This window comes from Microbacterium sp. CCNWLW41 (assembly GCF_037083505.1).
Map to the genome: position 1 here is coordinate 1182612 of NZ_JBAOJP010000001.1, position 12311 is coordinate 1194922.

Annotated in this window: 11 protein-coding genes; 6 read left to right on the plus strand and 5 right to left on the minus strand. The window is 71.8% G+C overall.

Translation table 11 applies throughout. The features are described 5' to 3' along the window. The first annotated feature begins 12 nt into the window (after positions 1 to 12). The gene (locus V6R91_RS05200; protein WP_336394519.1) at positions 13 to 774 is read left to right on the plus strand and encodes a TetR/AcrR family transcriptional regulator; all 762 of its coding nucleotides are present in this window, start codon (positions 13 to 15) and stop codon (positions 772 to 774) included. Beyond that, on the plus strand, positions 771 to 3200 hold the full coding sequence (locus tag V6R91_RS05205) for a glycoside hydrolase family 2 TIM barrel-domain containing protein (protein ID WP_336394520.1): 2430 nt from the start codon (positions 771 to 773) through the stop codon (positions 3198 to 3200). Before V6R91_RS05200 ends, V6R91_RS05205 begins: the two co-directional genes overlap by 4 nt. 27 nt (positions 3201 to 3227) lie before the next feature. On the opposite strand, the gene V6R91_RS05210 is transcribed toward V6R91_RS05205, so the two are convergent. Continuing rightward, positions 3228 to 4583 carry an MFS transporter gene (locus V6R91_RS05210; protein ID WP_336394521.1) on the minus strand — a complete coding sequence of 452 codons (1356 nt, stop codon included), beginning with the start codon at positions 4581 to 4583 and terminating at the stop codon, positions 3228 to 3230. Next, positions 4580 to 5053 carry a MarR family winged helix-turn-helix transcriptional regulator gene (locus tag V6R91_RS05215; protein ID WP_336394522.1) on the minus strand — a complete coding sequence of 158 codons (474 nt, stop codon included), beginning with the start codon at positions 5051 to 5053 and terminating at the stop codon, positions 4580 to 4582. Before V6R91_RS05215 ends, V6R91_RS05210 begins: the two co-directional genes overlap by 4 nt. A 116-nt stretch (positions 5054 to 5169) precedes the next feature. On the opposite strand from V6R91_RS05215, the gene V6R91_RS05220 reads away from it, so the two are divergent. From V6R91_RS05220 to V6R91_RS05235, 4 genes are all read left to right on the plus strand, one after another. After that, positions 5170 to 6021: an alpha/beta hydrolase gene (locus tag V6R91_RS05220; RefSeq protein WP_336394523.1), complete on the plus strand. Its 852-nt coding sequence runs from the start codon at positions 5170 to 5172 to the stop codon at positions 6019 to 6021. Between the two features lie 29 nt (positions 6022 to 6050). Continuing rightward, on the plus strand, positions 6051 to 7100 hold the full coding sequence (locus tag V6R91_RS05225) for a lipoate--protein ligase family protein (RefSeq protein WP_336394524.1): 1050 nt from the start codon (positions 6051 to 6053) through the stop codon (positions 7098 to 7100). Beyond that, positions 7079 to 7993 (plus strand): DNA-methyltransferase, encoded by a 915-nt coding sequence (locus V6R91_RS05230; protein WP_378884942.1) that lies wholly within the window; start codon positions 7079 to 7081, stop codon positions 7991 to 7993. The genes V6R91_RS05225 and V6R91_RS05230 overlap by 22 nt, the downstream gene beginning before the upstream one ends. Before the next feature lie 112 nt (positions 7994 to 8105). Continuing rightward, positions 8106 to 9092, plus strand: coding sequence for an LLM class F420-dependent oxidoreductase (locus tag V6R91_RS05235; protein ID WP_336394525.1), 987 nt, complete (start codon positions 8106 to 8108; stop codon positions 9090 to 9092). 12 nt (positions 9093 to 9104) lie between these two features. Here the strand turns inward: V6R91_RS05235 and V6R91_RS05240 are convergent, their stop codons facing one another. The 3 genes from V6R91_RS05240 to V6R91_RS05250 all read right to left on the minus strand — a co-directional run bounded on the left by V6R91_RS05240 (position 9105) and on the right by V6R91_RS05250 (position 12198). Next, positions 9105 to 10604: a carboxylesterase/lipase family protein gene (locus tag V6R91_RS05240; RefSeq protein WP_336394526.1), complete on the minus strand. Its 1500-nt coding sequence runs from the start codon at positions 10602 to 10604 to the stop codon at positions 9105 to 9107. Then, positions 10601 to 11233, minus strand: coding sequence for a TetR/AcrR family transcriptional regulator (locus tag V6R91_RS05245; RefSeq protein ID WP_336394527.1), 633 nt, complete (start codon positions 11231 to 11233; stop codon positions 10601 to 10603). Before V6R91_RS05245 ends, V6R91_RS05240 begins: the two co-directional genes overlap by 4 nt. A 122-nt stretch (positions 11234 to 11355) precedes the next feature. Further along, positions 11356 to 12198, minus strand: a complete 843-nt coding sequence (locus tag V6R91_RS05250; protein ID WP_336394528.1) for an alpha/beta fold hydrolase — start codon at positions 12196 to 12198, stop codon at positions 11356 to 11358. Positions 12199 to 12311 lie beyond the last annotated feature (113 nt).

Here is a 12311-nt window from a genome sequence, read left to right on the forward strand (position 1 = left end):
TACGGTGAGACGATGACCGAGACCACCTCCGCCGCAGCGCAGAAGGGGACCGCTCCCACGCGGACGCGCAAGCCGCGCGGCGAGTACGCGAAGTCGGCGGCGACGCGGACGGCGATCCTGGATGCAGCCCTCGAGGTGTTCGCCGAATCCGGATATCGAGCCGGATCCCTGCGGGAGGTCGCCGAGCGCGTGGGCATGAGCGAGGCCGGGCTGCTTCACCACTTCCGAAGCAAGAGCGCACTGCTTCAGGCGGTGCTCGACCACCGAGACGACCTGGCGCGCGAACTCGTCGACTTCGACGTGCCCGACGGCGTCGAGGCCCTGCGCGGCCTCGTCGCGCTCGCGCGGCACAATGCGTCCATCCCGGGGGTCGTCGAGCTCTACTGCACGCTTTCGGCAGAGGCGACGTCGTCCGATCATCCCGCCCACGGGTACTTCGTGCAGCGATACGAATACGTGCGGGAGAGCACCACCCGGGCCTTCGCGCGCATCGCCTCCGCCGATCGGCTGCTGCCGGGGGTCGACCCGCGACGCGCGGCGGTCGCGACGATCGCGCTCATGGACGGCCTCCAGGTGCAATGGCTCCTCGACCCGTCGTCGACGGACATGGCCGAGGCGCTGGCGGAGTTCTTCCGCGGCATGATCAGCGGCTACGACCTCGCGGGGATCGAAGCGGTGCTCGATGCGAGATCGGGCGGCGCTGAACCCGCGGAGGGCGCCGGGGCGGACCCGGGACCCGCGGAGGCCGACGGCTCCCGCGAGGTCGGCGCGTGATCCGGCAGCCGTTCCTCGAGGGCTGGACCGTCGGTCCCAAGCTCGGTGCCTTCGAGGCACCCACGCCCGAGTCGGCGCCGCGGCCCGTCCGGCTGCCGCACGACGCCGTGCGCGACCTGCCGCGGTCCTCCGGCAGCGACCAGGGCGTGCACACCGGCTACGTGCCGGGCGGGGTGTTCGAGTACGCGAAGACGATCGACGTGCCCGCTTCGTGGCGCGACAAGACGGTGCGGCTCGAGTTCGAGGGTGTCTACCGTGACGCGGTCGTCTTCGTCAACGGCGACGAGGTCGTGCACGAGCCGAATGGCTACAACGCCTTCGAGGCGGTGCTGGACCCGTATCTGCGCCACGGGGAGGCGAACCGCATCACCGTCGAAGCCCGCGCGCACCGCGACAGCCGATGGTACTCCGGCGCGGGCATCTATCGTCCCGTGCACCTCGTCGTCGCCGATCCGGTGCACATCCCGCTCGACGGCACCGTCGTCACGACCCCCGACATCGACGCCGACCGTGCGATCGTGAACGTGGCGACGACCGTGCGGAACGGCTCGCGCCACACGCGCAGGCTGCGGCTCACGTGGACGGTCGTGGGACCCGACGGCGTGCAGGTCGCGACCGGGTCAGCGCCCGTGACCGTGCTCCCCGGGAGCGAGGCCGTCGCACGGCTCCGCCTCGCGGTCGAGGCGCCGGCGCTGTGGAGCGAGGCGTCGCCCGCGCTGCACCAGGTGCGCACCGCCCTCACGGCCGAGGACGGAACCGAGCTGGACACGGATGCCGCGAGCTTCGGCATCCGTCGCCTCCAAGTGGACGCGCGGCGCGGCCTGCGGATCAACGGCGAGCCCGTGACGCTCCGGGGCGCCTGCGTCCACCACGACGGCGGGCCGCTCGGCGCCGCCACCTTCGCCGACGCGGAGGACCGGCGGGTGCGGCTCCTCAAGGAGGCGGGCTTCAACGCCCTGCGCAGCGCGCACAACCCGATGAGCCGCGCGATGCTGGACGCGTGCGACCGGCACGGCGTGTTCGTCATGGACGAGCTCACCGACACCTGGACACGGTCGAAGGTGGCCTTCGACGCCGCGCCGGGGTTCGCCGAGCGATGGCGGCACGACGTCGACGCCCTCGTCGCGAAGGACCTCAACCACCCGAGCGTCATCATGTACTCGATCGGCAACGAGATCCTCGAGCTCGCGTCGCCCGCCGGGTCGGCGTGGAGCAGGCGCCTGGCCGAGCGGATCCGCGAGCGCGACGACACCCGTCTGGTCACCAACGGCATCAACGGCATCATCGCCAACCTCGACCGCATGCGGGAGGCCGATGCCGGGCCGGAGGGTGAGGGCGAGGCCTCCGATCCGAACACCATGATGGCGACGATGGGCGACGTGATGGCCCGCGCCAACGCGTCGGAGCTCGTGACGTCGTCGACCGAGGAGTCGGCATCGGTGCTCGACGTCGTGGGGTTCAACTACGCGGAGTCCCGCTACGAGCTGGATGCCGAGCTGTTCCCGAACCGGGTCATCGTGGGCTCCGAGACCTTCCCCTCGCGGATCGAGAAGATGTGGGAGCTGGTCCAGCGCCTGCCGCACGTCATCGGCGACTTCACCTGGACGGGGTGGGACTACCTCGGGGAGGCCGGCATCGGCCGCGTCGACTACACCGATGAGCCCGGCTATCAGCCGACCGGGACCGCCGGACCGTTCCCGCATCTGCTCGCCGGCTGCGGCGACCTCGACATCACCGGCCACCGCCGCCCCGCGTCCTACTACCGCGAGATCGTCTTCGGGCTGCGCACCGAGCCGTACCTGGCGGTGCATCCGCCCCGGCACCACGGCCGGCCCACGGCGACCACGCCGTGGTCGTGGGACGACTCGGTGTCGTCATGGACATGGGATGCCGCGCCCGGCGCCCCGGTCACCGTCGACGTCTACGCGCCCGCGGAGGAGGTCGAGCTGCAGCTCGACGGCGTCTCGCTGGGCGTGGCGCCGGTCGGCGCCGAGAAGGCGTTCCGGGCGCGCTTCGAGACGGAGTACCGGCCGGGCGAGCTGGTCGCCGTCGCGCGCGCCGGCGGTCGCGAGGTCGGCCGCACGACGCTGCGCACCGCGGCGGACATCGCCCTCGTGGCGATGGCCGAGCGCGACGAGATCACGACGGACGGCCTCGGCTTCGTCCGGATCCTCCTCGCCGATGCGGACGGGGTCGTCGCGTGCGACGCCGATCGCGCGGTCACCGTGACGGTAGAGGGCGATGCCGAGCTCGTCGGCCTCGGCACCGGGCGCATCCGCACCGAGGAGTCCTTCGCGGGCCCCGCCGTCACGACGCACGACGGGCGGGCGCTCGCGATCGTGCGGGCGACGGGGCCGGGACGGGCGACGGTGACGGTGACGGCCGACGGCCTGGCCGCGGCATCCGTCACCCTCACCGTTTCCTGACGCGGACCGCGGTGCCGCGGGAAGACGTCAGCTCGCGCGGCGGACGCGCACGTCGCCCTTGTCCTCGGGCACGACGCGGATCGGGGTGGTGCCGGCGACCTCGTCGCTGAACTCCTCGGGAGCGATGACCGAGAGGGGGCGCGTCTCGTCGAGCGTCAGGCGGAACCGCCTGTGCTCGTGGCGGTGGAGCCGGCCCGAGACGAAGAGCCAGGTCGCACCGATCGCGAAAGCCACGAAGGCCGCTGCCGCGCCGAGGAGGATCGCCACGCGCGGACCCCACTCCGCCGCCACCCATCCGACGATGGGTGCGCCGATCGGCGTGCCGCCCATGAGGATCGCCATGTACAGGGCCAGCACCCGGCCGCGCAGCACGGGATCGGTCGTGGTCTGCACGTAGCCGTTGGCGGTCGTCATCATCGTCACCACGGCGAAGCCGGTGAACATGAGCGTGACGGCATACAGCCAGTACGAGGGCATGAAGGCCGACACGAGGGCGGCGAATCCGAACATCGCCGTGCCGGCGATGAGCACCCGCAGCCGCGCGCGATCGCGCCGTGCCGCCATGAGGGCTCCGGCGACCGAGCCGATGGCGAGGATCGAGCTCAGCAGTCCGAAGCCGTCGGCCTCCTTGCCGAACTCGACCGCCATCGTCGAGGCCAGGATCGGGAAGTTCATGCCGAACGCGCCGATGAGGAACACCATCGCGAAGGTGACGATCAGGTCGGGTCGCCCGGCCACGTAGCGGAAGCCGTCGGCGAGCCGCGACGACTGGGGCGCCTTCACGCGCGGGATGAGCTCGTGGGTGCGGATGAGCACGAGCGCGGCGAGCATCGCGAGGAAGGTGACGGCGTTGGCGACGAACACCCACCCGGTTCCGACCGCCACGATGACGATGCCGGCGACGGCCGGGCCGATCATGCGGGCGCCGTTGAACGACGCGGCGTTCAGCGCGACGGCGTTGGAGGCGTTCTCGCGTGCCACGAGGTCCGACACGAACGCCTGGCGCGCCGGGTTGTCGAACGCCGCCACGACGCCGAGGGCGAGTGCGAATGCGTACATGATCAGCAGGTTCATGACGCCGGCGAAGATCAGCGCGCCGATGCCGAGTCCGAGGATCAGCAGCAGGCTCTGCGTCACCAGCAGGAGCCGGCGGCGGTCGAACCGGTCCGCGACGAGGCCCGTCACGCCGACCAGCAGCAGCGGCGGCGCGAACTGCAGCGCCATCGTGACGCCCATCGCGGCGGCGTCGTTGTCGGTGAGCTCGGTGAGCACGACCCAGCTGATGGCCGTCGCCTGCATCCACGCGCCGATGTTCGACACCAGCGCGCCGATGAACCAGACGCGGTAGTTGAAGGCGGAGAAGGACCGGAACATCGCGCTCATCGATCGACCATCCGCTGCATGATCTCGGCGGCGGCCTCGAGCGTCTCGCGCTCGCGCGCGGTGAGCTGGGCGAGGGATGCCTCGACCCACGCGTCGCGGCGGCGCGCGGTCTCTTCGACGACCGCCTCGCCCTCGGGCGTGAGCGAGATGACGACCTTGCGGCCGTCCCGCTCGTCGGCGCCGCGCACGATGTAGCCCGACTCCTGGAGGCAGTTGACGGTGCGGTTCATCGAGGGAGCCGAGACCCGCTCCCGCTCGGCGAGCTCGCCGAGCGTGTGGGGACCGTGCACCTTGAGGGCGGCGAGGACGGCGAACTGGCCGTCGCTCATCGAGTCGACGGCGCGCTGCGTGCGCATGCGCCGCGCGAGACGGAAGATCGCGATCCGGAGGCGGGAGGCGGCAGGGGAGAGGTCCGGCTGGTCGACGGCGCTCGGGCCGGTCGCTGTCGTGGTGGTCTCGTCGCTGCTCATACGGTTAGTTAGCTTAGCTCATTAGTCTTGCTAAACAAAGTCGGAAAGCGGATGCCGCGCCCCGGCGCGCACCGCATGCGGCGGGCGGCGGCATCCGTCCGCATAGACTCCTGCGCATGCCCGAGTTCATCGATGCCCACGGCATCACGATCTTCTTCGATGTCCACCCGGCGAAGACCGAGCCGCGGGCTGTCGTGCAGCTCCTGCACGGCATCGGTGAGCACGCCGGGAGGTACGCCGCCCTCATCGAGGCACTCACCGGACAGGGCTGCACCGTCTACGCGGCCGACCACCGCGGCCACGGCCGCACCGGAATGGCGCAGCACGGTGGCGATGCCTCTCGGCTCGGCCACCTGGGTCCCGGGGGCCTGCGCGCCGCACTGGCCGCCATGTGGCAGTTCACCGAGCACATCCGCGCCGAGAATCAGGAGCTGCCGCTCGTGCTGCTGGGGCATTCGGGCGGATCGATCCTCGCGCAGATGCTGGTCAACGCCCACCCCGACGCGTATGACGGTCTCGTCCTCACCGGCTCGGCCCTGCGGATGCCGCGCTGGATCCGCACGACCGCGCTCAACAAACCGTGGGACGGGCCCGGTGCGATGGGCACGGAGTGGCTCTCGAGCGATCTCGCCGTGGGGCGAGCGTTCCTGGACGACCCCTTGACCACCAGCGAGGACCCGCTCAAGCTCATCGGGATCCCGGACTCCCTCCGGATGTACGGTCTTCCGCTGCGCGACTCGCCGCGCGACCTGCCCACCCTGCTCATGGTGGGTCGCGACGACCGGGTCGGCGGCCCGCGCAGCGTCCACCGGCTCGCCGACGCGTACCGGACGCGCTCGGGGTTCACCGACGTCACGACCCTCGTCTACCCCGGCGCCCGCCACGAGATCTTCAACGAGGTCATGCAGAAGGATGTGCGCGCCGATCTCCTCGCGTGGCTCGACCGGCGGTTCCCGGCGAAGGGCTGATCGCCCCGGCTCGGCAATAGGCTGAGCGGATGCACGGCGAATACAAGGTGCCCGGCGGGAAGCTCGTCGTCGTCGACCTCGAGGAGCGCGATGGCCGCATCGCGGACTTCCACCTCGCGGGCGACTTCTTCCTCGAGCCGGACGACGCGCTCGACGACATCGACGCGGCGGTCAACGGCCTCCCGGTCGAGGCGGACGTCGCCGCGGTCGCCGCGGCCGTGCGCTCCGCGCTCCCCGAGGGCGCCCAGCTGCTCGGCTTCACGCCCGAGGCGGTGGGCACGGCGGTGCGCCGGGCCTTGGTCACCGCGCCCGGCTGGCGGGACTTCGACTGGGAGATCGTGCACGAGCGCCCGGTCTCGCCGCGCATGAACCTGGCGCTCGACGAAGTGCTCACCGCCCGGGTCGGCGACGGCCGGCGGCGCCCGACGCTGCGCATCTGGGAGTGGAACGAGAACGCCGTGGTCATCGGGTCGTTCCAGTCGCTGCGCAACGAGGTGGATCCCGAGGGTGCCGCGCGCCACGGCTTCGACGTCGTGCGCCGCATCTCGGGTGGGGGCGCCATGCTCATGGGCGCGAACTCGATCATCACGTACTCGCTCTACGTCCCGGCATCGCTCGTCGCCGGTCTCACCTTCGCGGACTCGTACGCGTTCCTCGACGACTGGGTGCTGCAGGGGCTGCGCGCCCTGGGCGTCGACGCCACCTACCAGCCGCTCAACGACATCGCCTCGCCGCAGGGCAAGATCGGCGGCGCCGCGCAGAAGCGACTGGCGAACGGGGGAGTGCTGCACCACGCGACGCTCAGCTACGACATGGACGGCCAGATGATGACCGAGGTGCTCCGCATCGGGCGCGAGAAGCTGAGCGACAAGGGCACGACCTCGGCCGCGAAGCGCGTCGATCCGCTGCGTCGCCAGACCGGGCTGCCGCGCGAGGCGATCATCGCCAAGCTCGAGCAGACGTTCACGAAGCTCTACGGCGCCGTGCCCGGGCGCATCGCCGAGGACGAGTACGCCGAGGCGGAGGCGCTCGTGGAGTCCAAGTTCGCCACCGACGCGTGGCTGCGCCGGGTGCCGTGACCGACGACGGGCCGGCCCCCGCGCCCGCCGAGGGGGCCGTCGAGATCCACGAGGGCGACAACCTCGACGTCGTCCGCGGCTTCGCCGACGCCTCCTTCACGCTCATCTACCTCGACCCGCCGTTCAACACCGGCCGCACGCAGGAGCGGGCCGTCGAGACGGCGCGGACGCGGCATCCGTCCCCCGTCGAGCAGGCGGCGGAACCCGCCGGGATCGTGCGACGCGGGTTCCACGGGCGCGAGTACGAGCGGATCCGCGGCGACCTTCGCGCCTACGACGACCGGTTCGACGACTACTGGGGCTTCCTCGAGCCGCGACTGCTCGAGGCGTGGCGGCTTCTCACCGAGGACGGCACCCTCTACCTCCACCTCGACTACCGCGAGGCGCACTACGCCAAGGTGCTCATGGACGCCCTCGTGGGGCGGGAGCGGTTCCTCAACGAGCTCATCTGGGCGTACGACTTCGGCGCCAAGACGCGCAAGCGCTGGCCGACCAAGCACGACACGATCCTGGTGTACGTGAAGGATCCGCGGGCGTACTGGTTCGACTCCGACGCCGTCGACCGCGAGCCCTACATGGCGCCGGGGCTCGTCACGGCGGAGAAGGCCGAGCGGGGCAAGCTGCCCACCGACGTCTGGTGGCACACGATCGTGCCGACGACCGGGCGTGAGAAGACCGGGTATCCCACCCAGAAGCCCGAGGGCATCCTGCGCCGCATCGTGCAGGCGTCCTCGCGCCCCGGCGACCGTGTGCTCGACTTCTTCGCGGGGAGCGGCACCACCGGCGCCGTCGCGTCGTCACTCGGCCGCGACGCGGTGCTCGTGGACCACAACCCCGAGGCGATCGCGGTCATGCGACAGCGGATGCCGCGCGCCCGCGTGGTCGCGGACTGACCGGGCGGCCGGCGGGCCGGGCGACCGGCGGAATATACCTCTCCGCGAGGCGGTCGTCGAGCCTCCGCGGCGCCGGGGCGCGGCATCCGTCACCCGCTCTAGGGTGGGAGCCATGCGCTTCGGAACCTTCATCCCCCAAGGCTGGCGATTCGATCTCGTGGGCATCGAGCCCTCCGCCCACTGGGAGGTGATGAACGGCCTCGCGCAGCGCGCGGATGCAGGCCCGTGGGAGTCGCTGTGGGTGTACGACCACTTCCACACGACCCCGGTGCACTCGGACGAGGCGACGCACGAGGCGTGGACGCTGATGGCCGCCTTCGCGGCCTCGACCAGCCGCATCCGTCTCGGCCAGATGTGCACGTGCATGGGCTACCGCAACCCCGCGTACCTCGCGAAGGTCGCCGCGACGGTCGACATCGTGTCGGGCGGCCGCACCGAGATGGGCATCGGCGGCGGCTGGTACGAGCACGAGTGGAACGCGTACGGCTACGGGTTCCCGCCGGTCCCCGAGCGGCTGCGGATGCTCCGCGAAGGCGTCGACATCATGCAGCAGGCGTGGACCACCGGCCGGGCGACGCTCGACGGCCGGCACTACCAGGTCGACGGCGCGATCGTGCAGCCGCTGCCGCTGCAGGACGGCGGCATCCCGTTCTGGATCGCCGGCGGCGGCGAGAAGGTCACGCTCAAGATCGCCGCGAAGTACGCGTCGTACACGAACTTCTCGGGATCGCTCGAGGACATCGACCGCAAGAGCGCCGTGCTGCGTGAACACTGCGACGCGCTGGGACGCGACTTCTCCGAGATCACGCGCACCTCGAACTTCAACACGATCGTCGGGGCGACCGAGGGCGAGGCCCGCGAGCGGCTCGCCGTCGTCAAGGAGCGGCTGCTCCCGCACGTCGGGCAGGAGCGGGCCGACCACATCGAGCACGAGTACCTCGCGTCGCCCGGGTTCGGCTCGGTGGAGCAGGTCGTCGAGCAGCTCGCCGAGCGCGAGCGGCACGGCATCGCCTATGCGATCCACTACTTCCCCGAGGCGGCCTACGACGTGTCGGGCATGGAGCTGTTCGAGCGCGAGGTCGTTCCGGCGCTGCGCTGATCGACGCTTCGTTCAGACGAGCGCGCGGACGCTGCGGTAGCCGTCGCCGATGACGTCGGAGGCGGATGCCTCGCCGCCGAAGACGCGCGTCGTCCCCGGCGTGCTCGACCAGGCCGGCCAGCCGGGGTCGTCGCCGCGCACCAGCGCCACCGCGGCGCCGTGGAGCGCGGCGGCGATCCGCCGCGGGGGCGCGTCTCCCGCGATCGCGGCGACGCCGGGCTCGTCGAGGCAGTCGAACCAGAACGGCACGTCGAGGCAGTGCAGGGCCCACCGCCTCGTCGGCGAGGGCCACGAGAAGCGATACACCCAGGTGGGCGCTGCGCCCCGCGCCTCGGCGACCCTCGCCACCGTGGAGCGGAAGACCGCGTCGGTGACATAGCGGCCGAGCACGGCGGCCGTGCCCTTGCGCCGCTGCGCCGCGTTGTCGGCGAGGTACTCGCGGCGGCGATCGCGCGGCACGCCCAGCCTCGAGAGCGCGAGACCGGCCGGGACCAGGCGCAGCGCGCGCGCCGCCCCGTCCAGGACCATCGTGAACTCGTCGTCCGTCGAACCCAGCACGAGCGGCTTGTCGGCGCCGACGCCGTCCCGCAGCGCGGCGACCGTCGGCTGCGGCACGAGGTCTCCGTCGACGGCGGGGCCCCACGAGAGCCCGTCGTCCAGCATGGCGCGGACGCCGGCGAGGCGGTCGCGCGAGGGGGCCTGGCTCGCCTTCGACTGCAGCCCGTGCAGCGTCGCCTCCGGCACCGAGGCGAAGCCGTCGCGCGTCGGGGCGACGCCCGCGAGCGCCGCGAGCCGGGCCGAGGCGGCCTCGGCGCGGTCAGGCGGCACGTCCGCCAGGGCGGCGGACAGCGCCCACGCCGAGTGGAACAGATGCTGGGCGGCCGGCAGCGCGAGCAGCCGCAGCACCGCGCCTCCGCCGGCGGACTGGCCGGCGATCGTCACACGCGAGGGGTCGCCCCCGAAGTTCGCGATGTCGTCCTGCACCCACTGCAGCGCCGCGAGCCAGTCGCGCACGCCTCGATTGGACGGGGCGCCGTCGATGCGGCCGAATCCGTCGAAGCCGAGGCGGTACGAGATCGTCACGGTGACGACGCCGTCGCGGTTGAAGGCGCGGCCGTCGTACCAGGGACTCGCCGGTGAGCCGGAGACGTAGCCGCCGCCGTGGATCCACACGAGCACCGGCAGCGGCGTCTCGGTCGCGCCGGGTGCCGGCGTGAAGACGTTGACGTTGAGCGTCGACTCGCCCGGCACCGACGGCTCGGGGATGAGCGTGATCCCGGTGTCGCCGCGCTGCGCGGTCGCGCCGAACTCGAGGGCGTCGCGAACCCCCTCCCACGGGTCGACCGGCACGGGAGCGGCGAACCGGAGGTCGCCGACGGGAGCCTTGGCGAACGGGATGCCGAGGAACGCCGCCGACCCGCCGGCGCCGGGCTCGCCGCGCCAGGCGCCGCGGACCCGTCCGGTCGTCGTGCGTGCCTCGGCGTACCGGATGGTCGTGGTGGTGTCGGTCATCGCTTCTCCGTGGTGAGCAGTTCGAACAGGGCGTCGATCGTTGCGGCCATGTCGACGTCGGGCTGCTGCATCCACTGCAGCTGCAGTCCGTCGGCGACGGCCTGGAAGATCCTCGCGAGCGTCGCGGGGTCGATCCGGTCCGTGATCTCGCCCGACTCCTGCCCGGCGGCGATCGCTGCGGCGAAGTAGCCGCGCAGGGTCTCGCCGCGCTCCACGAAAAACCGGTGGGCGGGATGCTCCGGATCGGCGGCGTCGACCGACAGCCGCGCGAAGAGCTGCACGAGCCCCGGGACCTCGGCGTTGTGACGGACGATCCCGACGTACCCGTCCCGGAGCTCGCGGAGGTCGGCCGGCGCGGCCTCCGGTGAGGCCGTCGCGGCGTCGAGCCCCATGTCGGCCGAGTCCCGTTCGTCGCGCTTGCGGAGGATCTCGGTGAACAGCTCCTCCTTGCCCTCGAAGTAGTGGAGGAGTCCCGCCTGGCTGAGGCCGACGGCATCCGCCAGCTCTTTCACCGACGCGCCTCGGTAACCCTCACGGGCGATGACCTCCAGCGCGCGCGTGAGGATCTCCTCGCGCTTGGCCACCCCCTTGGCGTAGGAGCCCCGCCGCCCCGTGCCGTTCTCTGCCATAGCTCACAGTAAACCCGAACGGTGCTCGATTTCTCCGGCGGGGCTCGTCACGGACCGGCTGCCGGGTCGGATGCCTCGGCCCGGGCGGTCCCGGAGACCGAGGGCCGAGGCATCCGTCGTCGTCAGCTCTTCAGGAAGGCGAGCAGCGCCTCGTTCACCTCGGCGCCGTGCGTCCACAGCAGGCCGTGCGGCGCGCCTTCGAGCTCGACGTAGGTCGCGTCGGGGAGGAGCTCCTTGAAGCGCCGGGCGGTCACGTCGATCGGCAGGATGTTGTCGGCCGTGCCGTGGAGGATGAGCGCCGGCACGTCGATCGATCCGATGTCGCCGCGGAAGTCGGTCGGCCACGTCAGCGGCGCCGCGGCGATCGCGGCGTTCCCCGCGTAGCTCGCGACCTGGACGCTCGCGTCGAGAGCCTCCTGCGAGATGCGGGTGCCGAGGTTGTCGTCGAGGTTGTAGAAGTCCTTGTAGAACCCGGCGATGAACGCGTAGCGGTCCTCGCGCACCGACTGCGCGATGCCATCGAAGAACTCCTGGGGGCCGGCGCCGCCCGGGTTGTCGTCGGTCTTCAGCAGGTACGGCTCGAGCGACCCGAGGAAGGCCGCCTTCGCCACGCGGCCGCTGCCGTACCGCGACAGGTAGCGTGCGATCTCGCCGGTGCCCATCGAGAAGCCCACCAGGACCGCGTCGCGGAGGTCGAGGTCCTCGACGAGGGCGTGCAGGTCGGACGCGAACGTGTCGTAGTCGTAGCCCGACCCGGCCTTGGTCGACGCGCCGAAGCCGCGTCGGTCGTAGGCGATGACGCGGTAGCCGGCGTCCAGGAGCGCCGCCTGCTGCTTGCCCCACGACTCGCCGTTGAGCGGGAACCCGTGGATCAGCACGACCGGCTGCGCATCGGCCGGTCCCTGATCGGTGTAGTAGATGTCGATGTCGACCGAGTTCTCGGTTCCGACGGTGATGTACGCCACGATCGCTCCCTTACACGCGCGGACCGGATGCCCGCGCACCAGGTTCGACGCTAAGCGTCCCCGATCCATTCCCGCCAGGTCTTGCGCCGGCTGGCCGGCGCCCCTTCCCCCGG